The sequence below is a fragment of the Ruegeria sp. CDSA034 genome, assembly GCF_059612275.1.
Genome location: NZ_JBXWQH010000006.1, coordinates 83273 through 109365, shown reverse-complemented (window position 1 = coordinate 109365; position 26093 = coordinate 83273). Strand labels below are relative to the sequence as shown.

General features: G+C 57.0%; 29 protein-coding genes. 19 read left to right on the top strand and 10 right to left on the bottom strand.

Going from position 1 to position 26093, the window contains the following annotated elements; all coding sequences use genetic code 11:
- Positions 1–39 precede the first annotated feature (39 nt).
- Both AC2FLJ_RS12385 and AC2FLJ_RS12380 read left to right on the top strand, forming a co-directional pair.
- The gene (locus AC2FLJ_RS12385) at positions 40–273 is read left to right on the top strand and encodes a hypothetical protein (protein WP_282120158.1); all 234 of its coding nucleotides are present in this window, start codon (positions 40–42) and stop codon (positions 271–273) included.
- Positions 274–427: 154 nt separating this feature from the next.
- Positions 428–1756: an NAD(P)/FAD-dependent oxidoreductase gene (locus AC2FLJ_RS12380; protein ID WP_496706050.1), complete on the top strand. Its 1329-nt coding sequence runs from the start codon at positions 428–430 to the stop codon at positions 1754–1756.
- Between the two features lie 4 nt (positions 1757–1760).
- Here AC2FLJ_RS12380 and AC2FLJ_RS12375 read toward each other — a convergent pair whose 3' ends face one another.
- Positions 1761–2693, bottom strand: a complete 933-nt coding sequence (locus tag AC2FLJ_RS12375) for an MBL fold metallo-hydrolase (protein ID WP_496698848.1) — start codon at positions 2691–2693, stop codon at positions 1761–1763.
- Between the two features lie 117 nt (positions 2694–2810).
- Between AC2FLJ_RS12375 and AC2FLJ_RS12370 the strand changes: the two genes are divergently transcribed.
- Positions 2811–3245, top strand: coding sequence for a DUF1801 domain-containing protein (locus AC2FLJ_RS12370; RefSeq protein ID WP_496706048.1), 435 nt, complete (start codon positions 2811–2813; stop codon positions 3243–3245).
- A 60-nt stretch (positions 3246–3305) separates the two neighbouring features.
- Entirely contained in the window at positions 3306–4631 is a 1326-nt protein-coding gene (gltX, locus tag AC2FLJ_RS12365) for a glutamate--tRNA ligase (protein WP_496706046.1), read from the top strand.
- 51 nt (positions 4632–4682) lie between these two features.
- Here gltX and AC2FLJ_RS12360 read toward each other — a convergent pair whose 3' ends face one another.
- Positions 4683–5252: a gamma-glutamylcyclotransferase family protein gene (locus tag AC2FLJ_RS12360; protein WP_496706044.1), complete on the bottom strand. Its 570-nt coding sequence runs from the start codon at positions 5250–5252 to the stop codon at positions 4683–4685.
- A gap of 95 nt (positions 5253–5347) precedes the next feature.
- Between AC2FLJ_RS12360 and AC2FLJ_RS12355 the strand changes: the two genes are divergently transcribed.
- A complete protein-coding gene (locus AC2FLJ_RS12355) occupies positions 5348–5800 on the top strand; it encodes an RrF2 family transcriptional regulator (protein WP_282169762.1) in 453 nt (150 codons plus the stop codon).
- On the opposite strand, the gene AC2FLJ_RS12350 is transcribed toward AC2FLJ_RS12355, so the two are convergent.
- Together AC2FLJ_RS12350 and AC2FLJ_RS12345 are read right to left on the bottom strand one after the other, a co-directional pair.
- Positions 5797–8325, bottom strand: a complete 2529-nt coding sequence (locus tag AC2FLJ_RS12350; protein WP_496706042.1) for an ABC transporter permease — start codon at positions 8323–8325, stop codon at positions 5797–5799. The two genes, AC2FLJ_RS12355 and AC2FLJ_RS12350, sit on opposite strands and share 4 nt — an antisense overlap.
- Complete coding sequence (locus AC2FLJ_RS12345; protein ID WP_496706040.1) at positions 8322–9017, bottom strand: ABC transporter ATP-binding protein; 696 nt, start codon at positions 9015–9017, stop codon at positions 8322–8324. The genes AC2FLJ_RS12350 and AC2FLJ_RS12345 overlap by 4 nt, the downstream gene beginning before the upstream one ends.
- A gap of 51 nt (positions 9018–9068) precedes the next feature.
- Between AC2FLJ_RS12345 and AC2FLJ_RS12340 the strand changes: the two genes are divergently transcribed.
- Together AC2FLJ_RS12340 and AC2FLJ_RS12335 are read left to right on the top strand one after the other, a co-directional pair.
- Positions 9069–9710 (top strand): arylesterase, encoded by a 642-nt coding sequence (locus tag AC2FLJ_RS12340; RefSeq protein ID WP_496706038.1) that lies wholly within the window; start codon positions 9069–9071, stop codon positions 9708–9710.
- A 4-nt stretch (positions 9711–9714) separates the two neighbouring features.
- Positions 9715–10329, top strand: coding sequence for an SOS response-associated peptidase (locus AC2FLJ_RS12335; RefSeq protein WP_282169759.1), 615 nt, complete (start codon positions 9715–9717; stop codon positions 10327–10329).
- A 5-nt stretch (positions 10330–10334) separates the two neighbouring features.
- On the opposite strand, the gene AC2FLJ_RS12330 is transcribed toward AC2FLJ_RS12335, so the two are convergent.
- On the bottom strand, positions 10335–10895 hold the full coding sequence (locus AC2FLJ_RS12330; protein WP_282169758.1) for a L,D-transpeptidase: 561 nt from the start codon (positions 10893–10895) through the stop codon (positions 10335–10337).
- A gap of 178 nt (positions 10896–11073) precedes the next feature.
- Positions 11074–11280 (bottom strand): cold-shock protein, encoded by a 207-nt coding sequence (locus AC2FLJ_RS12325; RefSeq protein ID WP_282169757.1) that lies wholly within the window; start codon positions 11278–11280, stop codon positions 11074–11076.
- A 326-nt stretch (positions 11281–11606) separates the two neighbouring features.
- On the opposite strand from AC2FLJ_RS12325, the gene AC2FLJ_RS12320 reads away from it, so the two are divergent.
- Together AC2FLJ_RS12320 and AC2FLJ_RS12315 are read left to right on the top strand one after the other, a co-directional pair.
- Positions 11607–12068, top strand: a complete 462-nt coding sequence (locus AC2FLJ_RS12320) for an REP-associated tyrosine transposase (protein ID WP_432653523.1) — start codon at positions 11607–11609, stop codon at positions 12066–12068.
- Positions 12069–12547: 479 nt separating this feature from the next.
- Entirely contained in the window at positions 12548–12754 is a 207-nt protein-coding gene (locus AC2FLJ_RS12315) for a hypothetical protein (protein WP_282169756.1), read from the top strand.
- Between the two features lie 240 nt (positions 12755–12994).
- On the opposite strand, the gene ettA is transcribed toward AC2FLJ_RS12315, so the two are convergent.
- Positions 12995–14650 (bottom strand): energy-dependent translational throttle protein EttA, encoded by a 1656-nt coding sequence (gene ettA / locus AC2FLJ_RS12310; protein ID WP_496706035.1) that lies wholly within the window; start codon positions 14648–14650, stop codon positions 12995–12997.
- Positions 14651–14867: 217 nt separating this feature from the next.
- Here ettA and AC2FLJ_RS12305 point away from each other — a divergent pair, with 217 nt between their 5' ends.
- The 4 genes from AC2FLJ_RS12305 (at position 14868) to dacB (ending at position 18123) form a co-directional block, all read left to right on the top strand.
- Positions 14868–15446 carry a hypothetical protein gene (locus AC2FLJ_RS12305; protein WP_496706033.1) on the top strand — a complete coding sequence of 193 codons (579 nt, stop codon included), beginning with the start codon at positions 14868–14870 and terminating at the stop codon, positions 15444–15446.
- A 12-nt stretch (positions 15447–15458) separates the two neighbouring features.
- Positions 15459–15926 carry an MOSC domain-containing protein gene (locus tag AC2FLJ_RS12300; RefSeq protein WP_496706031.1) on the top strand — a complete coding sequence of 156 codons (468 nt, stop codon included), beginning with the start codon at positions 15459–15461 and terminating at the stop codon, positions 15924–15926.
- Positions 15927–15958: 32 nt separating this feature from the next.
- Positions 15959–16579: a nicotinate-nucleotide adenylyltransferase gene (locus AC2FLJ_RS12295; protein WP_496706029.1), complete on the top strand. Its 621-nt coding sequence runs from the start codon at positions 15959–15961 to the stop codon at positions 16577–16579.
- Positions 16580–16644: 65 nt separating this feature from the next.
- Entirely contained in the window at positions 16645–18123 is a 1479-nt protein-coding gene (gene dacB, locus AC2FLJ_RS12290; RefSeq protein WP_496706027.1) for a D-alanyl-D-alanine carboxypeptidase/D-alanyl-D-alanine endopeptidase, read from the top strand.
- Between the two features lie 2 nt (positions 18124–18125).
- On the opposite strand, the gene AC2FLJ_RS12285 is transcribed toward dacB, so the two are convergent.
- Both AC2FLJ_RS12285 and AC2FLJ_RS12280 read right to left on the bottom strand, forming a co-directional pair.
- Positions 18126–18548: a tellurite resistance TerB family protein gene (locus AC2FLJ_RS12285; protein WP_058273455.1), complete on the bottom strand. Its 423-nt coding sequence runs from the start codon at positions 18546–18548 to the stop codon at positions 18126–18128.
- A gap of 81 nt (positions 18549–18629) precedes the next feature.
- Positions 18630–19097, bottom strand: coding sequence for an Lrp/AsnC family transcriptional regulator (locus tag AC2FLJ_RS12280; RefSeq protein WP_496706025.1), 468 nt, complete (start codon positions 19095–19097; stop codon positions 18630–18632).
- A 108-nt stretch (positions 19098–19205) separates the two neighbouring features.
- Here AC2FLJ_RS12280 and phhA point away from each other — a divergent pair, with 108 nt between their 5' ends.
- The 5 genes from phhA to AC2FLJ_RS12255 all read left to right on the top strand — a co-directional run bounded on the left by phhA (position 19206) and on the right by AC2FLJ_RS12255 (position 24937).
- A complete protein-coding gene (gene phhA / locus AC2FLJ_RS12275; RefSeq protein WP_496706023.1) occupies positions 19206–20006 on the top strand; it encodes a phenylalanine 4-monooxygenase in 801 nt (266 codons plus the stop codon).
- A 7-nt stretch (positions 20007–20013) separates the two neighbouring features.
- Positions 20014–20367, top strand: coding sequence for a 4a-hydroxytetrahydrobiopterin dehydratase (locus AC2FLJ_RS12270; RefSeq protein ID WP_496698874.1), 354 nt, complete (start codon positions 20014–20016; stop codon positions 20365–20367).
- Between the two features lie 121 nt (positions 20368–20488).
- Positions 20489–22063: a lysine--tRNA ligase gene (locus AC2FLJ_RS12265; RefSeq protein WP_496698875.1), complete on the top strand. Its 1575-nt coding sequence runs from the start codon at positions 20489–20491 to the stop codon at positions 22061–22063.
- A gap of 48 nt (positions 22064–22111) precedes the next feature.
- Positions 22112–22513, top strand: a complete 402-nt coding sequence (locus tag AC2FLJ_RS12260) for a DUF4864 domain-containing protein (RefSeq protein WP_282169750.1) — start codon at positions 22112–22114, stop codon at positions 22511–22513.
- 135 nt (positions 22514–22648) lie between these two features.
- Positions 22649–24937, top strand: a complete 2289-nt coding sequence (locus tag AC2FLJ_RS12255) for a glycosyl hydrolase family 28-related protein (protein WP_496706021.1) — start codon at positions 22649–22651, stop codon at positions 24935–24937.
- Positions 24938–24958: 21 nt separating this feature from the next.
- Here AC2FLJ_RS12255 and AC2FLJ_RS12250 read toward each other — a convergent pair whose 3' ends face one another.
- Entirely contained in the window at positions 24959–25642 is a 684-nt protein-coding gene (locus AC2FLJ_RS12250; RefSeq protein WP_496698878.1) for a hypothetical protein, read from the bottom strand.
- A gap of 122 nt (positions 25643–25764) precedes the next feature.
- Between AC2FLJ_RS12250 and AC2FLJ_RS12245 the strand changes: the two genes are divergently transcribed.
- Entirely contained in the window at positions 25765–26091 is a 327-nt protein-coding gene (locus tag AC2FLJ_RS12245) for an antibiotic biosynthesis monooxygenase family protein (protein WP_058273448.1), read from the top strand.
- Positions 26092–26093: the final 2 nt, after the last annotated feature.

Genomic DNA, 26093 nt, shown 5'->3' with positions numbered 1-26093 from the left:
TACGATAGACCACTCCACTCGCCACCTCCGTGGCGTTCGATGGAAACCAAGGGTCATGAACTAGACGAAGATCAGGTTGATTCTGCCATTGCCGACCTTTTGGGGGCTGAGATGTCGTCAGAGCAAAAATCGGAACCAGCGGAATCTGTGGCCTCTTCGGTTCTGCCTGAACTGCCTTCACAAGAAAGCATGGGCGAAGATTTGGCCGGCAACGATGCCGGATTGACAGCCACATTGCGTCAGAAGTGGGCTGAACTCTGCGGCGCGGCTTAACGGCCTGGACCTGTTGAATCCAACAGTGCCAGAGATCAATCTGGCACTATAACCACAGCTTGTGAAAATTGTGATCCATGCATCAGGCGGTATGTTGCCTATTGCCTGATACCGCGCATTCATTGCAGTCCGAGCAATGAAGTAAGAGCGGCGGATGCCCGGTCCAAAACCAACTCCTGTAGAACCTGATCTGCATCTGCCCAAGTCTGTTGACGTTGTGGTCATAGGCGGCGGAATCATCGGCGCATCAACAGCTTTAGAGCTGTCAGAGCGGGGCGCGTCAGTCTTGCTGTGCGAAAAAGGCCATATTGCGGGCGAACAAAGTTCGCGAAACTGGGGATGGGTGCGTTTGGGGCTGCGGGACCCTCGGGAAATCCCGCTCATGCTAGAAGCGCAGCAGATCTGGCAGGATCTGGATCAACGCACAGGGCGCCAAACCGGATTTGCGCGTTCCGGCATCCTTTTTGGCGCCTCGGGGAAGCGGGATCATGCAAATCTTGAACGCTGGATGCGCCATGTTGAAGGTCTGCACACTGGCGCTGAGATGGTTTCGGGTGCTGAACTGGATGGCTTGCTGCCCTACAATCAATCGGGGTTGAAAGTTGCCCTGCACATGCCATGGGATGGACGGGCTGAACCGCAATGGGCCGCCCCTGCGATCGCTGAAGCCGCACGAGACAAAGGGGCGTGCCTGATGACCAACTGCGCAGTGCGCAGCGTTGATGTCGAGAACGGTTATGTCTCAGGTGTGTTTACCGAACGTGGTCGGGTGGCTTGTGCACGGGTGGTTCTTGCCGGAGGCGCGTGGTCGCGGCTGTTTGCGGGCAATGCGGGGATTGACCTGCCACAGCTTAAGGTTCTCAACACGGTCCTACGCACTTCACTGGTGAATGGGCCGGAAACAGCAATATGGTCAGATGACTTCGCGATGCGAAAAAGGGCCGATGGCGGTTATACAATTGCATCCGGGCACGAGAATACGGTTGATATTGTCCCGGATAGTTTTCGGCTTGCGCTGCAGTTTGTTCCGGCGTTCCGACAGGAATGGCGATCCTTGCGTTTCAGGCTGTCCAAACGCTGGGCGGCAGAGGCCGGTGAGGACCGAACATGGTTGCACACCGACGTCACGCCATTCGAACATTGCCGTGTGCTGGATCCTGAGCCCTCGGCCAAGGTCCTGAGGCGGACATGGGCGCGCGCGCGCAAAGGGTTCCCGGTGCTGGAGCAAGCAGAGATCGTTCAAAGCTGGGCAGGTTTGATCGACGTCACCCCGGACGCCATTCCGGTAATATCTTCAGTCGATACCATGCCAGGGATGTTCATCGCCACGGGGTTTTCAGGTCATGGATTTGGGATCGGCCCCGGAGCGGGGCGTTTAATGGCCGATCTGGTTTGTGAAACCACGCCATGCGTTGATCCGGCCGCCTTTCGCCTGTCCCGATTTACGGATGGTTCAAAGGTGCGGCCGGACCCGGGATACTAGGGTACTATCCCATCATCTGGTAGCTGACCGGCACAAAGCGGAACCCGTCGCCACGTGGTTCAACGAAGCCAGCTGCCGGGAATGGCATGTGATAGCCGATCATCGGAACCTTGTCGGCGGCCAGCATGCCCAGCACGTCGCGGCGCGATGCCGTGGCGGCTGCTTTGTCCATGTCAAAACGGACTTCCCATTCCGGATGGGCAAAGGACCAGACATAGTGGTTTGCCAGATCGGCGGTCAGAACCAGACGCTGCCCATTGCTTTCTAGATGATACACCGTGTGGCCAGGTGTATGGCCATAAGCTGCAACAGCGGTGATACCCGACGAGACTTCGCCGCCATTTTCAACAAAGGTCATCTTCTCGGCCAAAGGTGTGACCTTGGCCGCGACCAGATCTCCGACACGATTGCCCGCGTCCTGCGCCGCCCAGAAGTCATATTCCGGAGAGGAGGTAACATAGCGCGCGTTCGGGAAGGTTGGCGCGTCATTGGTTGTCATGCCGCCGATATGATCGGGGTGCATATGGGTGATGACGACGACATTGATTTGATCCGGGGTAACACCCGCATCAGCTAGTGCCGCTTGAATACCACCTTGTCCCAGCCCTGTGTCGAACAAGACCAACTCCGACCCGGTATTGACCAAAGTCGGGGTAAAGAAGAATTGCGCGACATCTGGTGAGATGAAATTGTCTGCTGAGACTTTCGCGAAGTCTTCATCTGACGCTCCGCCGCCAAAGATTTCTTGGGCGCCATCGCGCGGCAGGCTGCCATCCAGCAATGTCGTTACGGTAAAATCGCCCAACGCAAAGGATTTGGCGACGGTTGAATTTGCCTTGGTCTCGGCCCCAGCCGCCAGAACCGGCGCTGCAGCTGCGGCAAAGGGCAAAGCTGCCGCGGTTCCTAGTGCCGCGCGGCGGGTCAATTTGATGGTCATATTGGTTCTCCCTGTCAGAACAGCATTCAGTGAGTTTAGGTCGGCGCGAGTCTCTTGCCAGTGTATACCCTTTTCAAATGGGCTGCGTGGATGAACATTACGTGTTAATTTTTGTTTATGGCGCGATCTGAAAACAAAACCGTTCCCACAGGTCAAAGTGTCGAGGGCTTTTTGGCGGCTGTTCAACCGGCGAAGAAGGCAGATGATGCGCGGGCGTTGGATGCCCTCTTTCGGGACGCGACCGGGTTTGAACCCGTTATGTGGGGGGCGTCGATTGTGGGCTATGGTCGTTACCATTATCGCTACAAATCCGGGCGCGAAGGAGAGTTTCTGGCAACCGGGTTTTCCCCGCGCAAAACGGCTTTGTCGATCTACATCATGCCCGGCTACGCGGATTTCGGGGATATTCTGTCACGACTTGGTAAACACAAACTGGGCAAGTCCTGTCTCTATGTGAACAAGTTGGCGGATATTGACACGAATGTTCTGTCTGAACTGATCTGCGCCGGGTTAAAGGACTTGGATCGGCACTGGCCGGTCCAGCCGACCTGAACGCCTTTGCTGGACAATTGGCCAATCCTGTGACAAGAGCCGCGCCAACAGGAGACACCTATGACAACCACCCGTTTTGCCCCGTCGCCCACCGGTTACATCCACGTGGGCAACCTGCGCACCGCCCTGATGAACTATCTGATCGCCCGCAAGGCCGGCGGCACGTTCATCTTGCGGATCGACGACACCGATCCTGAGCGGTCGAAAGAAGAATATGTCGACGCCATCAAACAGGACATGGAGTGGCTGGGCCTGCATTGGGACCGGGTTGAACGTCAGTCGGATCGTCTGGACCGTTATGCCGAAGCTGCAGATAAACTGCGCGAGATGGGGCGGTTCTATGAGGCGTTCGAGACGCCCACCGAGCTGGACCTGAAGCGCAAGAAGCAACTGAACATGGGCAAGCCGCCGGTTTACGATCGCGCTGCGCTGAACCTCAGCGATGCTGAGAAAGAGGCGCTGCGGGCCGAGCGTGGCAGCGGCGTCTGGCGCTTCAAGCTGGATCATGAGCGGATCGAGTGGAATGACGGCATTCTGGGCGACATCTCGATCGATGCGGCATCCGTGTCCGATCCGGTTCTGATCCGGGGCGATGGTCAGGTTCTCTATACGATTGCGTCGGTGGTGGATGACACAGAAATGGGCGTCACCAATGTGGTACGCGGCTCGGACCATGTGACCAACACCGCGACCCAGATTCAGATCATCGAGGCGCTGGGCGGTACCTGCCCGCGCTTTGCGCATCACTCGTTGTTGACCGGCCCTCAAGGAGAGGCCCTGTCAAAACGGTTGGGCACGCTTGCCCTGCGTGATCTGCGTGAACAGGGCGTGCAGCCGATGGCGTTGCTGAGCCTGATGGCGCGTCTTGGATCGTCTGATCCGGTTGAGCTGCGCTCGGAAATGGCGGAACTGATTGAAGGCTTCGATGTGAACCGTTTTGGGGCCGCGCCAACCAAGTTCGATGTGCAGGACCTGTTCCCGCTGACGGCAAAGCATCTGCAGTCCCTGCCTTTGGCCGACGTGGCCGAGGCTGTGGCTGATGCTGGTGTTCCTGCCGATCTGGCCGAACCCTTCTGGGCGATGGCACGCGAGAACATCACCACTTTGGCTGATCTCAAGGGCTGGTGGGAGCTGTGTCGCGATGGGGCTGAGCCGCTGATCGCGGATGAGGACCGTGAGTTTATCGCCGAGGCTATGGCGCTGCTGCCTGAAGGTTCGTTCGATGGCGAAACCTGGGGCAAATGGACCAGCACGGTTAAAGAAGCGACCGGCCGTAAGGGCAAAGGGCTGTTCATGCCGCTGCGCAAGGCGCTGACCGGCATGGAGCGGGGGCCTGAGATGGCCACTCTGTTGCCACTTCTGCAGGTGATCCGCGCAAAAGCTTGAACGTATTGTAGAGAATGAGGAAAGGCGGGGTCATTCGATCCCGCCTTTTTTCTATGCGTTCTGCACAATCCGGGCTGAGAGACGGCTGAGACGATCATCCACGAATTCGGTCTCAACCGATTTCAACTGTTGATGGCGCGGGTATCGGGGCTCGGCCCGGTCGTTCAGGATTGGCGCATCCCATCCATCTGTGGTGGCAAAGAAACGATCTGCGCCGTCTTCACCAAATGCGCGCAGGTATCCCTGCACGACCACATCAATGTAACTCAGTAGCAATGGGTGGTGATTGCTTGGAGCATTGTGCCGGTCAAGAGGCACAGCGTAGACGGCAATCTCGACCTCATGCTTTACCGGGTGCGTGACGGATTGTGTGGCGGGAATTCGTTTATAGGCCCATTCCCGTTTGTCTAGGGCGATCCAATCATTTTTCGGCACATGCGCAATCATGCCTTCGATTTCGGACGCAGGGTCCGAAACTGCCGTCAGAAAGGCGACCGGTCGCAGGTCAGTGTGTCGCCACGCGCGCCGCCAGCCTTTTAGCCGGGCAGGATGCGGATCGGGAAAGTCGTGCGTCGAAAGGTTCACAAGGCTGCCGTAGCCAAAGAAATAGGGATCTGCCATGGGCCTGTGCGTCCTTTCCTGACGATTGATGTATGTCAAACCGCTTTTATGCCGGACATGCAATAAGTCTGCATCTTGAAACTTGGGAGGTCACGATGCGGATAACCAAACGGACGAACATTGCGGTACGGCTGCTGATGTATTGTGCAGCTCATCAGGATAGGCTGGTTACCAAGTCCGAGATTGCCGAAGTCTGCAATATTTCCGAGAACCATCTTGCGCAGGTCATCAATCAGCTAAGCCAGTTGGACTATCTTAGCACCCAACGCGGTCGTAACGGTGGTATGGTTCTGGCGCGTTCGGCCGAACAGATCCGGATCGGATCGGTGTTTCGTGATGTCGAAGGCAACCTGCCGCTGGCCGAGTGTTTTGCGGATGCCGACAACACCTGCCCATTGACGGATGCATGTCGATTGCGGATGGCGCTTCAGGACGCGGCTGAGGTCTTCTATGCCTCACTGGACGAGATCACGCTCGACGCCCTGATCTGCGACAACGATCCTTTGCTGCAGATCCTGCAACCGGTTGCCTGCGCGCGCGCCGGTTAATCGCTGGCACGCAGGATGCGGGCAGGGCGGACGGCCAGGGGACGCAGGGCAAAGATCAGCCCCGCGCCAAGCGTCACGATGATGCCCGCCAGAACAATTCCGATTGCGGACGGCCAGATCACCGAGAATTTCGTGTCGAAAATATAGGTGGCAACGGCCCACCCACCTAGGATGCCGGTCAGTAGCGCAACGCCACCAGCAGCCGCGCCCAACAGCGCGGCGCGCAGGGCAAAGCTGAACAGGATGCGCCGCCGGTCCGCGCCCAGTGTTTTGAGGATGGCGGCCTCATATCGGCGCGCGGGTTCCCCGGCCGCGGCAGCACCGATGAGGACCAAGAAGCCGGTCAGCAGAGAAATACCCGCGCCATAAGACGTGGCTGCTGCGATGCCCGCCAGCAGGCCCGAGACGCGGTCAATCGCATCGCGCACCCGGATCGCCGTTATGTTGGGGAACTTCCCGGCCAAATCGCGCAGAATTGCAGTTTCGGCCTTTTCTTCGGCATAGACCGTCGCGATGAAACTGTGCGGGGCACCTGCAAGGGCCGATGGGTTCATGGACATGATAAAGCCCATACCTGCGTTTGAAAAATCAACCTCGCGCGTTGATGTAAGTTCTGCGGTAATGTCCCGGCCCAAAATATTCACGGTCAATTGGTCGCCGAGTTTAAGGCCCATTTCTTCCGCCTCCTCGGCTGCGAAACTCACCTGCGGGGTACCGGTATAGTCTTCGGCCCACCATTCGCCCGAGGTTATGCGCGCGTTATCAGGTGGCCGGACGGAATAGGTGATGCCCCGGTCGCCATCCAGTACCCAATGATCGCCTGCCACTTCGCGGGCGGGCTTGTCGTTGATCTGCGTTATGATCCCGCGCAGCATCGGTGCGCTTTCGATCCGGCTGACGCCGGGGTCGGTGGTTAACCTGTCGTTAAAACCCGGCATTTGGTCCTTCTGGATGTCGACGAAAAAGTAAGACGGGGCAACGTCCGGCAAGTTGCCGGAAATTGCATTGCGCAAGGTGCCGTCGATCTGCCCAACGGCCGCCAGAACCGAAAGCCCAAGACCCAGAGACAGTACAACGGATGCAGCGCCCTCGCGAGGGTCGGAAATGGCCGACAAGGCCCACCGAAGGGCCGGACGCCCGCGCGCTGATGGGGCGCTAAGCCGAGCCAGCCGGCGCACCGCATAGGCCGCAGCGGACAGCAGCAGCAACGCGCCCACCAACCCTCCGGCGGTCCAGAACGTCAGGCGCGCCGAGCCGCTGAACCAGGCAGCTGACGCGATCAGCAGCGCGAGGCCGGAACCAGTTGCGATGAGGTATACCCCTCGTGGAACCGCACGTGCCGAGGTCAGAGCATCCCGAAACAGGGTCGCTGCGCGGACGTCTTCGGTGCGGGCAAGGGGCCAGAGCGTGAACAGAAAGGCCGTCAGTAAACCGTACAACGCTGCTTCGGCAAGCGGTGCCGGATAAAATGAGAAAACCGCGGGTACAGGCAACCGGGCTTCAATCAAGGGGGCCAGCAGCAGCGGCAGCAACCCGCCCAAGGCAAGGCCCAGCAAGATCCCGATCCCCGACAGGACACCGATCTGGATCATATAAGTTTGGAAAATTGTCGCCCTGTCAGCGCCCAGAGTGCGCAATGTCGCGATAGTCTCGGTCTTTTGCGACAGATAGGCGCGCACAGCCGCCGATACTCCGATACCGCCGACTGCAAGGCCCGACAACCCGACCAGAACCAGAAATGCGCTGAGCCGCCCGACAAACTCGGCAATCCCCGGCGCACCGTTGCGCGCGTCGGTCCAGCGCATACCGGTACCCTCAAAGTTCTGACGCGCTTCTACCGCTAGATATTGCAGCTCGGTTCCTGATGGCAGGGCTAGGCGGTATTTGGTGGAAAACAGGGTTCCCGGTGCCAACAGGCCGGATGCTTGCAAGTCTTCGGTCCGCACCAGCGTGCGAGGGCCCAGACCAAAGCCATCTGCCGCCCCGTCCGGTTCATGGATCAATGCGGCGGTCAGGATGAATTCTTGCGTCCCCAGTGCAAAGCGATCTCCGACGGAAAGACCCAACCGGTCAATTAGCGACGGATCCATAACTGCGCCCGGAAGTCCTTGATGCGTCCCTAAAGCCGCCGGCAGGGGCAGTACAGGCTGCAAAACTGGAGATCCCAATAACGGGTACGTGTCGTCGACCGATTTGACCTGTGTCAGCGCGCGTTGCGTTTCAGCGCCCTGATCAGCAACAGCCATAGAGCGAAAATCGACCACTTCAGAGACAGCTGTCCCGGTCTGGTCCATCCAGGCGCGTTCGTCATCTGTGGCAAATCGGTAGGTGAATTCCAGTTGCGCATCCCCGCCCAACAGGGCCGCGCCTTCTTCGGCCAATCCAGCTTGGATCGCGTGGCGCACCGATCCAACTGCTGCGATTGCGGCGACACCCAGCGCAAGACACGCGAGGAAAACGCGAAACCCATGCAGCCCGCCCCGAAGTTCACGGCGTGCCAGACGCCCGGCCAGCCGAAAGCTCATTCCGCAGCCTTTTGCTGGCTGTCTTCCGAAATTCGCCCGTCGCGCAAGCGTACAACCCGATCGCACTTGCGCGCCAGACTATGACTGTGGGTTACAAGCACCAGAGTGGCGCCGTGTTTGTCGCGCAGGCCGAACAATAAATCGACGATAGCCGCGCCGTTCGTTTCGTCCAGATTTCCTGTCGGTTCATCCGCCAGCAAAATTTGCGGACGCGGCGCGGCGGCCCGGGCCAGCGCAACGCGTTGTTGTTCGCCGCCCGACAATTGCGCCGGATAATGATCGCGGCGGTGCGACAGGCCAACCGCGTCAAGTTCTGCCGCAGCGCGTTGAAACGCATCCTTGTGTCCGGCCAATTCCAGCGGCGTGGCCACATTTTCCAGGGCGGTCATTGTTGGGATCAGATGAAAGTTCTGAAAGACGACCCCCATCGCATTGCGTCTGAAACGGGCCAGAGAATCCTCATCCATGCCAGTCAGATCCTGGCCAAGGGCTGTGATCTTGCCCGCGCTTGCCTGTTCCAACCCGCCCATCAGCATCAACAGCGAGGATTTGCCGGACCCGGACGGTCCGACAAGCCCAAGCGTTTCGCCTTTGGCGACGGTCAGGGTAATATCGTGCAGGATATTGACCCGGCCGGCATTGCCATCCAGCGACAAAGCGGCATTTTGGAGCGAAAGAACTGGTGTCGTCATAAGTACGTCCAAAAGGAGACGGTCATTTTGGGATATGGAGTTGTTCAAAAAATGCGCAAGGCTCTGATGGCTTTACTGTTTGCGTGTTGCGGCTTTGCCGCCACAGCGGAACCGTTGGTCATCGCGGCCCTCGGGGACTCGCTGACACAAGGATACGGGCTGCCGGAACAGGACGGGTTCGTACCACAGTTGGATCAATGGCTGAAGGATCAGGGCGCAGACGTGCAATTGATCAATGCCGGAGTTTCCGGGGATACGACAGCTGGCGGCGCGGCCCGTGTGGATTGGACGCTTACACCTGACGTGGACGCGATGATCGTAGCGCTGGGCGGCAACGATCTGCTGCGCGGTATCGACCCGGCTGTCTCGCGCGCGAACCTTGAGACAATCGTAACCTCCGCCCGGGCGGCGGAGGTAGAGGTTTTGCTGATCGGAATGCAGGCACCGGGGAATTACGGGGTCGATTACAAGCAGGCCTTTGACGCGATGTACCCGGATCTGGCCAAGGCATATCAACTTGTGTTTGCAGAAAGTTTTTTTGAAGGGTTGCAGCCAAACAGCGACCCGAACGCAGTCCGGCAGTTCATGCAACCGGATGGAATTCACCCCAACAAAGAAGGCGTGACGCGGATCGTAGCAGCGCTTGGGCCTTATGTGTTGGAGTTGGTCGAAACCTCGGCCAAGCAGGATTGAGAAGATGCCCGGGCGATTTTTTCTGACACGGCCAATGTCTGAGGTCGCGCAGGCACTGAACGTCCGATGTGATGTGGACCTGCAGCCGCCGCGAAAAAACATTCAACCGGGTCAGGAATTGATCGTCCTGACTGCCCACGGCCTGACACCCATGCGATGGGGCATGATCCCGGTTGGGCGCGTCAATGCGCGCGGTCGGCCTGTGATGGAAACTATAATCAACGCCCGGTCCGAAACCGTCTTTGACAAAACCGCCTTCGACGGCGTTGGCCGGGCCGTGGTTCCGGTGGACGGGTGGTACGAGTGGACGGGTGAAAAACGTCGAAAAACCGCATGGCGCATCACCTCAGCGAACGGTTCACCTCTGTTCTTCGCTGCGATCACCGACAGTTGGCAGGCTCCGGGCGGTCTGCGGGTTGACCAGTTTGCAGCTGTGACCTGCCCACCTAATGCTGATCTGGAGCCGATACACCATCGAATGGGCGTCCTGCTGGACCCTGCCGACATTCAGACGTGGGTTACAGGAACCGAGGACGACGCCAAGGCGCTGGCGCAGCCTTGGCCTGACGGGTTGTTGCAGATCGAAGAGGCGACGGACGTCGACTGGTCCGGGCCGTGACTGCCTCAGACCACCGTGACCACAGTTCCGACCGGTACACGCTCATACAAGTCGATGACATGGGCGTTCAGCATCCGAATGCATCCGTTTGAGGCCGCGCGCCCGATGGTTTGCGGCTGCGTCGTGCCGTGGATACGGAAATAGGTGTCGACCCCATTCTGAAACAGGTAGAGCGCGCGTGCCCCCAGAGGGTTACCATCACCGCCCGGTTGAACATAATCATTGTCCTTGAATTTAGCGTAAGTCAGCGGTTCACGTTCGATCATCTCGTTCGTGGGGCGCCAAGTCGGCCACTCTTTCTTGACGTCGATCGTGGCTGTGCCGGTGAATTCCAGACCTGCCTTGCCAACGCCGCACCCATAGCGGATCGCCTTGCGCGGTTCTGTGATGAGATACAGGTAGAAGGACCGTGGCGCGACCAGAAGCTGCCCCGGCAGAAATTGTTTCTTGACCCGAACGAACTGGGGCATGGGGTCGTATTCAACGGCTTTCTTCTTGGCCGAAGCAATACCGGGTGTCAGGCCAGCGGCAGCAGATGCTGCAAGGAAAGTGCGACGTGTGAACATATCGGTTCTCTTAAGGACAACAGGAAAATCGTAAACCAGTGTCGGAATGATAACCGATCTGGTCAATCATCTGCCAAGAGTAACCGTATTGTGATGTAATCGCAGAGACACACTTATGTTGCAGTTTTGTCCCGCGTGATGTGAAAAGGGCAGAGGTGACCTCTGCCCTTTCATGGCCTTAGACCAGTGCGATATCGTCGGCGCTTTCGCGGCCGTCACGACCAGCGCGCAGCTCGTACGTGACTTTCTGGTTGTCGGCCAGACCGGTCAGGCCCGAACGCTCGACAGCCGAGATGTGAACGAAGATGTCTTTGCCGCCATCTTCAGGTGCGATAAAGCCAAAACCTTTGGTGGTGTTGAACCATTTTACGGTGCCTGTGGGCATATCCGTTGTCTCCTGTTTAGTGCTGCCCACGGAGTTGCGGCAGCCCGGCGTCGTTGTCTGTATCGATAGACTGAGCGCCGGAAACGGTGACAGTGGGTCGAAATAGAAAAACGTAAGCCCCATTGATATGGCATCGGGGTGGGCGTGTGACAAGGGATTTTGTGCGTTTCGTACAAGGGTTTGAGGGCCAGTTTCCCGATTTGCACAAGAATCCGCCGACGGGTTTGGTTATTGGCTCAGCGGCCATTGATAAGGTAAAGCTATGCGATCGGGGCGCTGGATGGGCATTTAGAAACCTTTGACCAAGCCTGTGATCAGGTTGCGGCATGACGAGTTACTGCCGCATCCGAATGCCCGGAGCCAGGTACTTTCCCACCGTGTCTCTGGCTGATCGGTCATCGGAGCAGTTAGTGCACGAGGTGGCACATTTGCGGGCGGCCGTTCTGGTGTGGCGCGTTTGTTGTGTCGCCGGATCATCTGCAGCGGTTTGGACCTTAGCGCCAGGAGATGCCGATTATTCCACACGGTGGCGGTTAATAAAAAGTCGGTTTGTGTGGGGCGTCGGCGCGTTCGGTCCGCGGAGTGGGTCGAAAGTTGTCAAACAGGAACGTGGGATTTGGCAACGCAGGTTTTGGGAGCACTGGATCCGTGATGGACGAGATTATCGCAATCACATGGCATATTGCTGGGTTAATCCCGTCAAACACGGATTCGTAAACCATCCAACCCATTGGCCATGTTCGCCGATGTACCGCGATATTCGTGCGGGTCGGGTTGATCTGGAATGAAGAGGCTGCGTCACCAAAAGGAAGCTTGGGGGACCGTAGGGTCGGTGAATTCACCCATCCTTTTTATAGTTGGGTTCTTTAAAACTGAGGAATGAAAGTTGCGAGCACCCATCCCGCGCTGCCGAAAAACCTCAGTTTAGAATCCAGACAATCCGCAAAAGAAGCACCCAAAACTATCAGCAATAAATAGTGTCGTAACGTCACAATTGGGGCAGTGGCATGAGCTTTAGCTCGCAAAGCCGCATCACAAAATGACTTTTTGACGGGCTATTCAAAAATGATGCGGAGCGCGGTTTTCTTCCCCGTTGGCGCTTGATCTTTCTTTCATATGTACGCTGCACCGCTGCGGGTGGCCACTCACGGAAACACGGTCCTTGAGCCGACGTCCACCGCACGCTCGGATCGGCCCGCAGCGGAACATTGCAACGAATATTCAGTTTCAAACAATTTCGAGAAACCCAACACGCACGGGGAAAGATATGTTTTTCAAGTCGATCCTAGACCATATTTTCAAGTCAGCGGAGCAGGCAAATTCGATGCCCAAAGAGCTTGCCGGGAAAACGCAAATTGCAAATTCTGGAGCGGTTAACAAAAAAGAACTGACTGTGCTTTTTGGAGATGTTCTGAACGAGAAACAGGTTGGGATTGGTGAAAACCAACAGCCAGTCGGCCAGTCGCGAAAGTAACTGATTTCCGCCGGCTGTTGTAAGGCACAGATCGAGAATGCGCGGACAACCTGACTTATGTTGTGAGAGGCTGAACTCTGACCGGCTGCTTGAGGCTCACAAGTGGTCTGGAGAAGCTGAGAAAGATAGCAGCACGCACCGGTCAAACCGTATTACCGATATCTACGCTGCTACTCACTCCAAACAGGCTATTTGAGGCCCGGAATCACATCCGTTGGTTCCAGGCTTCAAACAAAGTTTTTACCGCGCAAACTTCTTATGCTTCAACCGCTTGGGCTCCAGCGCGTCCGGTCCCAGGCGGCGCTTTTTGTCCTCTTCGTAGTCTTCGAAGTTGCCCTCGAACCATTCCACATGGGCATCGCCCTCGAACGCCAGAATATGCGTACAAATACGGTCCAGGAAAAAGCGGTCGTGTGAGATGACGACGGCGCAGCCGGCGAAATCGACCAACGCGTCTTCTAGCGCGCGCAGGGTTTCGACGTCCAGATCGTTGGTGGGTTCGTCGAGCAGCAGGACGTTGCCGCCCTCTTTCAGAAGACGGGCCATGTGGACGCGGTTGCGCTCACCACCTGACAGAAGCGAGACCTTTTTCTGCTGGTCGCCGCCCTTGAAGTTGAAGGACGAGCAATAGGCGCGGGAATTGACCTGTGCGTCGCCCAGCTGGATGATCTCGGCGCCGCCGGTGATCGCCTCCCACACGGTGTCGTTGTCTTTCAGGTCGTCGCGGGACTGGTCGACATAAGACAGTTCGACCGTGTCGCCCAGAGTGATGGTGCCGCTGTCGGGCTGTTCCTGACCGGTGAGCATCTTGAACAGCGTCGATTTACCGGCACCGTTGGGGCCGATGACGCCGACGATGCCGCCAGGGGGCAGGGCAAAATCGAGGTTTTCGATCAGTTGCTTGTCGCCCATGTGCTTGGCCAAACCCTCAACCTCGATCACCTTGCCGCCAAGGCGCTGGCCGTTGGGAATGACGATCTGGGCGCGGGTCAGCTTTTCGCGCTCGGACTGGTCTGCCAGCTCGTTATAGGCGTTGATCCGGGCCTTGGATTTGGCCTGACGGGCCTTCTGGCCCTGACGCATCCAGTCCAGTTCACGCTGCAGGGTTTTCTGCTTGGACTTGTCCTCGCGGGCTTCCTGCTCCAGCCGTTTGGCCTTTTGTTCCAGCCATGCGGAATAGTTGCCCTCGTAAGGCAGACCCCGACCACGGTCGAGTTCAAGGATCCAGCCGGTGATGCTGTCCAGGAAATAGCGGTCGTGGGTGACGATTAGGATGGTGCCCTTGTAGTCGATCAGGTGTTGTTGCAGCCAGGCGATGGTTTCGGCGTCCAGGTGGTTGGTCGGTTCATCGAGCAGCAGCATGTCGGGGGCCTGCAGCAGCAGTTTGCAGAGCGCGACGCGGCGTTTCTCACCGCCCGAAAGGTTGGCGATGTTGGCGTCGTCGGCCGGGCAGCGCAGCGCCTCCATCGAGACGTCGATCTGGCTGTCGAGGTCCCACAGGTTCCGGCTGTCGATCTCGTCCTGCAGCTTCGCCATCTCATCAGCGGTTTCGTCGCTGTAGTTCATCGCCAGTTCGTTATAGCGATCAAGGATCGCCTTCTTTTCGGCCACGCCCAGCATGACGTTTTCACGAACGCTGAGGGTTTCATCCAGTTTCGGTTCCTGCGGCAGATAGCCGACCTTGGCACCCTCTGCGGCCCAGGCCTCGCCGGTGAAGTCCTTGTCGAGGCCCGCCATGATCTTCATCAGCGTCGATTTACCGGCGCCGTTGACGCCGACAACACCGATTTTCACACCGGGCAGAAAGCTCAGGTGGATGTTTTCAAAGCACTTTTTGCCACCGGGATAGGTCTTGGAGACACCCTGCATGTGGTAGACATATTGATAGGCGGCCATGTCGCGTCCTCTGGGTCGGGGAAATCAAGTTGGGCGGTGTGATAGCGGATGGTTGGGATGGGGGCAATCATGAACAATCAGGCCGGATGAAGCCGTCTGCACAGTTTGCAGGGACGTAGTGCCCAGTGGTTAAAACCAGCGGGTTCCGGGTGCTGGGGATTTCCTCTGTAAGGATTGCTGTATACACACAACCCAAACGGGAGATTGGTAAAAGAAGATGAGCAGTTATGTGATAATTTCGATGGCTTTTTTTGCTTTCGGCGCGATCAGTTCAATGGCGGCTCGTGCTGAAAATTTGACGGACTGTAAGGCGTACAAAGACGCAACTTATTGCTCAACATACAATGTGGCGCAGATGTCGACGTCTCAAATCGAAGGGGGTGATTTTGCTTCTGCAGGTATTTTGACTATGCTTAGTGTTTCGAATGCGTCAGATCACGATATCAGGTACTATGTTACCTTTAAGTTCATTCAATCACTTGCAAATATCGAGGAAAAGTTCGCACTGACCGAAGACTACCGACAGCTCAAAAAGTCACTTTTGCACCAGATGCTTAAATATGTAGCCTTGACTGGTGATGAGATCAGAGCTCAAGTCTATTTGGCATACTTGGAATTTTTCATCGAACCGAAGTTGGAATTGCCAAAGAGCGTTAATTATCCTCAGATTGAATGGAAGCAGCAGTCAGCGGATTCCAAGCTTCATATTAAGTGTATTATCGAAAGCGATGTTCCGTTTTTGCCGCTGAAAGAGATTGCTGAATCCGCCGAATTCAAAACATGTATGAACGGATAAACCGGAGGTTATTTGTCCCTGAGTGTATTGATATCCAACTGGTGCAAACCTGGCCGTATTGACTGGATCGGTCTGCGACCTGAGCGTCGTGCGGAGATGGTCGCGGTTAAGGAAGGCATGATCTCCACCAATGGGCTTGAAGGCGACCGGGGCCGCGCAGGCAAGCGGGCGGTGACGCTGATCCAGCAGGAGCATCTGGCGGCGATTGGGTCATATCTTGGGCAGGGGCCGGTTACTCCGAACATCCTGCGTCGCAATCTGGTGGTGTCAGGGATCAATCTGGCGGCGCTCAAGGGGCTTGAGGTGCAGGTAGGCGAGGCCGTTCTGCGTTTTACCGTTATCTGCGCGCCGTGCAGCCGGATGGAGGAGGCGCTGGGCAAAGGCGGCTATTCCGCCGTGCGGGGGCATGGTGGGTGGTGCGCCGAGGTGGTGCGGCCGGGGCGGGTCACGTTGGGCGGTGAGGTTCAACCGGTTGATTGACAACGTTGTCCAGTTCTGAACATCAGCAAGGCATGGATCGTTTTAGTATTCCATACGCGCGACCCGGGCAGGTCATCGGGCTGTTCGGAGGGTCGTTTGACCCGCCGCACCAGGGGCATGTGCATGTCACGCTTGAGGCGATGAAGGCGTTTGGACTGGATCGGGTGTGGTGGCTGGTGTCTCCGGGCAACCCTTTGAAGGCGCGGGGGCCTGCGCCGCTTGCGCAGCGAATGGCGGCGGCGCGCGGGCTGATGCAACACCCTGGGGTCGAAGTGACGGATATCGAGGCGCTCACCAGGACGCGCGCAACAGCGGATACGTTGGCCGAACTGCGGCGTCTTTATCCCAAAGTGCGGTTTGTCTGGATCATGGGCGCCGATAATCTGGCGCAGTTCCATAGGTGGAAAGATTGGCGGCTGATCATGGACAGCGTGCCTGTGGGTGTGATTGCGCGCCCCGGCGACCGGATTTCTGCGCGAATGTCCCCTGCTGCGCGGCTTTACGCCAAGTACCGCATAGATGGGCAGGCGCGGCGTCTGCTGGGGCGCGCCGATGCGCCCGCGTGGTGTTTCGTGAACGTACCGATGGTCGATGTAAGTTCCAGCCAAATCCGGGAGCGCGGTGGTTGGGGCGCTGAGGTGTTGCCGGAATAGCCCCATGCGCGCATAATCCATATCTGTTGTTGTGCGTATTTAATCTGTGAGATTTTATTCGACTTATGACTGATCGATTTTCTCGACGTGGATTTTTAGCAGGGCTGGGGGCAGCTTTGATCCCTTCTGCTGTGCAGGCCGAGGCGCCTTTGGTCTCGTTGCGCCCTCAATTGCGCGGCGACGTACCGACCGGAGTCGAGCGGCTTGTCCAAGCGGCCGGGTTGCGTGGTGAGGTGGTGTTCGCGGTGGCGGATGCAACAACGGGCACGCAGCTGGAAGAGTTCAGTGGCGATCAGGGGCTGCCGCCGGCAAGCGTGGCCAAGGCGCTGACAGCTCTTTATGCGTTGGATGTCATGGGATCCGACTACCGGTTCGAGACCGCCCTGATGGCGGATGGACCGATCGAAAATGGTATCCTGAAAGGTGACTTGATCCTTGTGGGAGGTGGCGACCCGCTGCTGGACACCGATGCGTTGGCCAATATGGCGGCGAATTTGCGTGAGGCTGGGATTTCCGAGGTTCAGGGTGCGTTCAAGGTTTATGAGGGGGCGCTGCCCTATGTGTTCAGCATTGACCCGGGGCAGCCGGATCATCTGGGCTATAGCCCTTCCATCAGTGGCATATCGTTGAATTTCAACCGGGTTCACTTTGAGTGGAAACGTGATGGTACCCGCTATGACGTGTCCATGGATGCGCGCAGCGCGCGGTACAAACCGTCAGTCGATGTGGCCTCTATGCAGATTGAGAAACGAAAAGCGCCGATCTACACCTATGAATCCAGCGCACGGCAAGACCGCTGGACCGTGGCGCAAGGGGCACTTGGCACTGGTGGGGCGCGGTGGTTGCCAGTGCGTAAGCCTGCGCTTTATGCGGGGGATGTGTTCAGGACGCTGGCGCGTGCGAATGGGATCCAGTTGGGTCGCGTTCAAGTCATGCGCGAAGCACCGAAGGGAACCCTGCTTGTGGTGCATCACAGTGATCCGCTGGACAGTATCTTGCGCGGCATGTTGAAGTATTCGACCAACCTGACGGCTGAGATGGTCGGTATGGCTGCCTCGCGAGCGCGCGGTGCAAATCTGCAAACCTTGGCGGATTCTGCGGCCGAGATGAACCGTTGGGCAACCGAGACATATGGCGTGACGGGGATCGCAATGGTGGACCACTCGGGTCTAAGCGATGCGTCCCGAATGGCACCGGGCGCTTTGGTGACAGCACTGGTCGCGGCGAAACAAGCGGACGCATTGAAACCATTGCTAAAAAAATTCACCCTTGCGGACAGTCAGGGGCGGCCGGTCAAAGATCACCCAATCAAGGTCGATGCCAAGACCGGTACGCTGAATTTTGTTTCTGGTCTTGGCGGCTTCATCACAACGCCGGACGGCTCCGAATTGGCCTTTGCCATTTTCACCGCCGATGTCAACCATCGGGCCACGATCCCGCGCGCGCAGCGCGAACGACCGCAAGGCGCGCGAAGCTGGAACAATCGCTCGCGCAAACTCCAACGCGCTCTGATCGAGCGCTGGGGGTCTATGGCCGGAAGCTAAGATCAGGTGGTGTGACGTGCCCGCGCGCCGCGTTCGATCGCGGCGGCATGCAGGCGATCAATGCTCAGCTCGTAACGAATTTCTTCAAGCAGGCGCAGCTCGGATTCCGCCAGCGAGCCGTCGGCGGCGGCCACATCACAGGCCAGTGCATAGGCGGTTTCGTTCAGCCGTTCGGGCAGATTGTCGCGGATCAGGCCGAACAGCGCATCCAGCCCGTCTTCTTGTTCAAACAGGTCAAACACAGTTTGCGAAACGCGGCGGGTTCGGTCGATGTCATACTCGGCAAAAACCGGCAGCATATTGACCGCGCCTTCGATCTTGACCAGCTCAGCGGTGCGGATGGTCTCATCAGACGCAGAGATCGCAACCATGATCGCAACAAGGCAATCCTGTGGGGACATTGGATGGGGTACTTGTTCGGTCATGGTGTCGTCCTGATTAGGCTTTCTGCGTCAGCACGATAGGTGGGCAAGCGGGCAGGTTCAACGGGTTTCGCTTCGGCGAGGCTAGAGAATGGGCAAAGGACCGCGCGTTTTGGTTTGCCGCAGTACAAAATTGCTGCGTGTGTCGCGCACAAGGCCGGATTTCAATAGTCGCTGCATAATGAAGTGCTCAAGTTCCTCTGGGGTTTTGGCGTAGACTTTCAGAATGAAATCATGATCTCCGGTGATCGAGGCACACTCGACGATCTGAGGTTCGGTTTCAATCAGGCGCAGGAACGCATTGATGCTGTCCTCTTGATGTTCGCGCAAAGCCACGTGGACATAGGCGATGGCGTTCAGCCCAACGGATTTGGCGCGCACCTGCGCTGTGTAGCCAGAGATTATATCAGTGGCCTCAAGGTCGCGCACTCGCCGCCAGCACTGCGACGCGGATAGCCCTGTGCGATTTGCTAGGTCCTGCATGGACTGGCGGCCATCCATTTGAAGCTCTTGCAAAATGGCGATGTCGGCAACTTGAAGCGTTTGTTTCATAAAAAATCACTCCGCGATATGTATTTGCCAAAACTTTCAGATTTATCTGCGACTATAAACCAATTTTCTCAATCCAAGGGGGTAAACTCTTCACAAGGAGAAAAAGTGATGCCCAAGTCGACCAAATATATCGCCAAGATCGCCGATGCGCGCGGCCATATCTCGTACACGTCAGAAGAGGATGCTGTTTGGGCCGACCTCTACGCGGCGCAAGAGGAAAACGTTCAGCGCTATATGGCGCGGGACTACTTGGACGGGCTGCAGCGGCTGGACCTGCCAAAAGCCACCGTGCCGTCCTGCGCCGATATCTCTGAGCGGCTTTTGGATATGACCGGCTGGCGGGTGCAACCGGTGCCTGCGCTGATCGGGTTCAAGACTTTTTTTGGCATGTTGGCGGACCGGGTGTTTCCCGCGGCATCCTTTATCCGGTCGCGCGAGGATTTCGACTATATCGAAGAACCGGACATTTTTCATGAGATTTTCGGCCATACACCTCTGCTGAGCGATCCCCGCTTTGCAGCCTTTAGCCACGCCATCGGAAAAGCCGGGGTTCAGGCCGGTGAGAAAGACTACTCATGGCTCATCCGACTATATTGGTTCTCGATCGAGTTCGGGTTGCGCCTTCAGGATGGTAACATCAAGGCGCTTGGATCCGGACTTGCGTCTTCGCCGACCGAGCTTGTCTATGCTGTCGAGAGTGACATCCCCGACCGGGACCGGTTCGATGTCATGACGATTCTGCGTACCCCCTATCGGATCGACATGCACCAGATGGGCTATTTCGTGCTAGACTCGCCCGAGGAGTTGTTCGCAGCCGCCGATCGTGACCTGTTGGCGGATGTGCGCAGGGCACAAACCCTTGGGTTGCTGCCGAACAAGTTTCCGGAAAAAGTAACCGCAGCGGAGTGAACGGATCATGTCTTCAACAGGAGAAACCTGCAGCCTATCGGACCGTACCTGCGTTCCTTGTTCCGGCGGCGTCCCGGCTTTAACGCGCGATGAGGCTGACAACCACATGGTCGAGCTTTCCGATGATTGGCATTTGGATGCAGGTGCAAAGATGCTGAGCAGGCATTTCAAGTTCAAGGGTTTTGCCAAAGCAACGTATCTAGCAAATCTTTGTGCGTGGTTGGCTGATCAGCAAGGGCATCATCCTGATGTCAGCTTCGGTTGGGGATATGTGGACGTCAAACTGACGACCCATGAAATCGGTGGACTGAGTGAGAACGACTTTATCTGGGCTGCGAAACTGGATCAGTTGACCGCTTAAATCGGCCTTTCCATCAGGAATAACAGCGCGCTTTATTGACTCATGCTGCACCGGCACAATAGGAGGGGTCGGTCGGTTGCATGGGGCGACTGGCACTGTTTTTCCCGATGGAGCAAATCTGATGTCTGAACTGCGTGAAACCGCAATGTCGTCCAAGGCCTGGCCTTTCGAAGAGGCGCGCCGGTTGCTCAAACGCTATCAGAAAGGGGCTCCGGAAAAGGGATACGTTCTGTTTGAAACAGGTTATGGCCCTTCGGGTCTGCCGCATATCGGCACGTTTGGCGAAGTTGCGCGGACCACGATGGTCAAACGTGCATTCGAGGCGCTGTCGGACATCCCGACCAAACTGATCTGTTTCTCGGATGATTTGGACGGCATGCGCAAGGTGCCAACCAATGTGCCAAACCCAGAGATTCTAGAACAGCACTTGCAGCGTCCATTGACCTCGGTGCCGGATCCGTTTGGCACGCATGACAGCTTTGGCGAACATAACAACGCGATGCTGCGAAGGTTCCTTGATACCTTTGGGTTCGAGTATGAGTTCTACTCGGCCAAGGAATTCTACGAATCCGGACGGTTTGACGAGATCCTGAAGCGTGCGGTTGAGCGTTATGACGAGATCATGGCGATCATGCTCAAAAGCCTGCGTGACGAACGTAAGCAGACCTATTCGATCTTCCTGCCACTGCACCCCGAAAGCGGGCGGGTCATGTATGTGCCGATGAAAAAGGTCTGTGCAGAGACCTACACCGTGACCTTTGACGATGAAACGGGCAAGGAATGGACCGTTCCGGTCACAGGCGGCCACGTCAAGCTGCAGTGGAAACCGGATTTCGGCGCGCGCTGGGCTGCTTTGGGTGTCGATTTTGAGATGTACGGCAAGGAACACGCCACGAACGAAAAGATATACGACGCGATCTGTCGTGCGCTGGGTGGCCGCGCGCCCGAGCATTTCTCATATGAGCTGTTCCTGGACGAAAACGGTCAGAAGATTTCCAAATCTTCGGGCAATGGTGTGTCGATCGACGAATGGCTGACCTATGCGCCGACCGAAAGCCTGACTTACTTCATGTATCAAAAGCCCAAGACGGCCAAGCGTATGCATTTTGATGTGATCCCGAAGGCATATGATGAATATCATCAGCAATTGCGAGCGTATCCTGGGCAGGATCTGAAGGCACAGCTGAACAATCCCGTCTGGCACATTCACGGCGGGAACGTTCCGGAATCCACCCTGATCGTGCCATTCGCGATGCTGCTGAACCTTGCGTCTGTGTCCGGGGCCGAGGACAAAGAGGCGCTGTGGGGCTTTATCCGTCGCTATGCGCCCGAAGCCACGCCCGACACCCATCCTGATCTGGATCAGGCTGCGGGCTTTGCCGTGCGTTACTTCAACGATTTTGTCAAACCCACCCGCCAGCACCGCGCGCCGACCGATCAGGAACGCGAAGCGCTGGAGGCTTTGAAAGCCGCGCTTGAGGCCTATGATGGCCCGGTCGAGGACGAGGCGCTGCAGTCGGTGGTTTATTCCGTCGGGCGGGAACGGTTCGACCCGATGCGCGGTTGGTTCACTGCGCTTTATGAGGTGCTGCTGGGTGCCTCGCAGGGTCCACGCTTTGGCGGGTTTATCGCCCTTTACGGCGTGCCCGAAACCATCGCACTGATCGACAAGGCTTTGGTCGGGGATCTGGCCTGATTTGACCTGAAACCGCATGGGGCTACTCTTTCAACAGGAGGTGGCCCCATGCGTCGTTTACTACTTGCTGTATCACTCAGTGCCGGACTGGCCTCGGGCGCGTTTGCCCAAAATGCCGAGATTGAGGCAAATATTGCGGCGCAAATACAGGCGTTTAAGGCAGATGACTTTGTCAGGGCCTTTACCTTTGCAAGTCCCAACATCCAGAACTTTTTTGGGACGCCCGAGAACTTCGGAGCCATGGTCCGCAATGGCTATCCCATGGTTTGGAGACCTGCTGATGTTCGCTTTCTGGAGCTGCGAGAGGTTGCTGGTGCATTGTGGCAGAAGGTCATGATCACGGATAGCAACGGGCAAGTGCACGTTTTGGACTATCAGATGGTCCAGCAAGAAAACGGCTGGAAGATCAATGGTGTGCAGCTTCTGGGAAATTCAGATCCGGCTGCATGACGCAACACCACCGTTACGGTGACATGAGCGGCGGTTAATCCCTATTCGGTACTCAGGCTTTTGCGTTCGGGCAGCCCCGGACACTGGGTTTGTGCGCGTGGTGACCTACTGCGCGCGATTGGGAAAGGGATCTCTATGAACAAGGCAATCACCGACGGCATCGTCTTCATGCCGCCTGCTTTCGCGAATGGTCTGAGCGTCTGGTCCAGAGGCGACGGGACACCAGGTTCGCCAACCTATGACGGCGCACCGAACGGGGCATTTGTTCCGGCGGATCCGGATTTTGGCGGTTGTCTGGAAATCCTGAAGGTGCAGGCCACGCAACAGCTTCGCTATATGGGACAGACGCCCCTGATCCCGGGATGCTATTTGCAAATCAAGGCGCGGGTCAAAGCTATCAGCGGTCCCTTGCCGCAGGTTCGTATTGCGGCTTGGGCGGGCGGGGCCGGGGACCAGCATGTAACCGGTGTGGTCGATCAGGGGCCGGTCGCGCAGCTTTCGGGTTACGGCACCGTGCATGAAATCACGGCCATCGTTGGCAATGGCAAACGCTCCGGTGTTGATATGCCTTGGGGCGTCGCGGCACTTTATGGGCATTTTGGTTTGAACATTGACGGAGCAAACGGTTCGGTCATTCGGGTTGATGATATCGAGATCACCGATGTCACCAGCATTTTTCTGCGCGAGATGATCAGCACTGTCGACGTGCGTGACTATGGTGCAATCGGCGATGGCGTCGTCGACGATTCCGTAGCGTTCGAAGCAGCGGACCAGGCCGCTGGCGGTCGCAGGATTTATGTCCCGAAAGGCACTTATTTGCTGGCGCAGAACACGTCGATGTCGTCCGAGATGGATTTCGAGGGCACAATCATCATGCCCGACGACAAGATGTTGTTGCTGACAAAGAATTTCGACCTTCCGGCTTACATCGCAGCATTCGGGGACGAGGAGCTGGCGTTCAAAAAAGCGTTTCAGGCGTTGTTGAACAATTCGGATCATGAATCGCTCGACATGGGCGGGCGCAAAATCTCGGTCACAGCGCCAATTGACATGGCCGCTGCCGTTCCGAACCGGCAGGGCGGTTTTTCGACCCGGCGCATCATCCGTAACGGGCAGTTCGATGTCAAAAGCAGCTCGGCCTGGGATACCGAAACCTTCACCTCGGTCGCAACCTACAACCCGGCGGATTCGACCAAGCTGACTAATGTGAAGAACATCGCCAACATTCCGGTTGGCGCGCTGGTGCAGGGCAATGGTGTTGGGCGCGAAATCTATGTGCGCTCCAAGGATGTCGGTGCCGGAGAGATCAGGCTGAATGACCCGCTCTATGATGCGGCGGGGACGCAAACCTTCACGTTTCAGTCGTTCAAATACCTGTTGGATTTCAGCGGTTTCAGTACGTTGCGCAAATTTGGCATGGAAGAGATCGAATTTCAGTGCAACGGTCGCAGCAGCGCAATCCGGCTTGCGCCGTCCGGCAGTACTTTTGCGGTGACGAATTGCTTTATCAGCCGGCCCAAAGATCGCGGCATCAGCTCGCACGGAACCGGATGTCAGGGGATGTTGATCGACAATTGCCAGTTCCTGTCGACCGAAGAATCCTTCAACGTGTCTGACCGCAAATCCATCGCGTTGAATGCCAATGCAAACGATATCAAACTACGGCACAATCGCGCCGTGCGGTTCCTGCATTTTGCTGTGTTGGCCGGATCCAACAACCTGATCTTAGGCAACCACTTTTTCCAGGGTGACAGCATCCCGCAGGGTATCCGCAGCGCCGGGTTGATCATGACCGGGACCTATAACAGCTCGACCATTTCCGAGAATTATGTCGATAACTGCTTTGTCGAATGGACCAATGAACGGGATGCAAACCCGGTCTACACGAGCGGGTATTCCTTCAGTTCGATGACCATTTCGGACAACATCTTTTATGCCAGCGAAGTCGCACCGTGGTTCAGTCAGATTGTCATTCGCCCTCATGGAGCCGGGCACTATTTGAACGGAGTGGTCGTGACCGGGAACAAATTCCGTTCAAGCAGTGGTCGCATCGACCGGGCCGACCGGGTAGATACTAGTTTTGCCGATCTGAACCATTCGGCGCATCTGAACGTGATTTTCGAAGACAACACGTTCAATGGCATCAACGCAAAGGTGGAAAACCCGTTGCGGATCCGACGCTCGCAACAATCGGCATCCTCGGTTTGGACCATTCCTTCTGACGGCCGGTTGCCCTTTGGCGGCAAGGCCCGCGGGTGCGATGCGGTTACGGTGTTGGGGCCGCTCAGAAATGCGGGCGGGCAGATCGTTCACGCCACGCCCTATGTCGAGCTAGAGCAGGGCGCAAATCAAGACACTATCCAACTACGTTGGCCTTTGCCTGCCAGCGGATCGGTGTCGGCCATCATGCGTATGGAATACTAAGCGGCGCGTGCAACAGGCGTTCTAGAACGTATTCCAGATTGCCAACCTGATGCCCGTATTCTTGCGGGCATCATTGCGCTCCAAGCCCAGAACCCATGTGGTGGGGCTGCCCTTGGTGCGGATCATGATCGAGGGCCTGATCCTCCAGTGCAGAGGGTGGTCGCTTTGGTAAGCGGTTTCGATCTGCAGCAGGGGGTTAATAAGGCGCGGGGATGACAGGCCTGCAGTAAGGTCCAACTTGCGATATACCGCATCATGCGTTCGAAATTCCACCGCAGCGTCAATTGCGATCCAGCCATTGCCCCAGCCGGTTTGAAACCCCTTGCCGTACGAGAGCGTGGCTTTGTACAAGGCCCAGGCTCGCATCTGGCGATGATGGGCACCGATTGCAATCTCGGCAGCAAAGCGCCCTGCCTGTTCGAATTCGGCGACAGGCAAGCGGGCAAACACCAGAGCATGCCCATAAATGTCGCGGTGCTCTTCAACGTCCAGGCCAAGTGTTAGCTTCTCTCGCAACCCGTACTCGGCATAAAATGACCCTTTGTAGTCGTATCCGTAATCCGGTTCCTTAAACGCCGTTACGGCAGTCGATACAAAAGATGCGCTCTTATCCCGCAACCAAGCACCAGACCAGGCTGGCGAGGCTGCCAAGAGCAAAATCAGAAGGATCGACACCCGGCGCATGCGCGCAGCATCTGTCAGCATGGTTAACGGATCGTTACGATTTGGCCCAAATCTGCAGGAACTTCATGCCGCTGAATGGCAAAGGAAACACAAGACCTTTTTAAAACCTATGTTAGGTTTGAAACAGATAGAGGAGAATCCAGATGCCGAAGATTGCCAAAGACACCAGCGTCCAGACAGTTATCACGACCTTTGAAATGACGCCCGGCACCTGCCAGGACCTGCTGGAAGCTCTGACGGATGCTTATGCGGAATTCATCTCAAAACAGCCCGGATTTGTCGCCGCGGGACTGCACGTGAATGACGCGCAGACGCGGATCGCCAACTATTCGCAATGGGAACGCCGCGAGGATTTTCTGGCTATGCTGCGCACCACGGAAATGCGCAACCGCAATCGGCAGATTAACGAGCTGTGCAAAAGTTTTGAGCCGGTGATGTATGAGGTGGCCGGGACCTTTGGTGGAGCCTGATC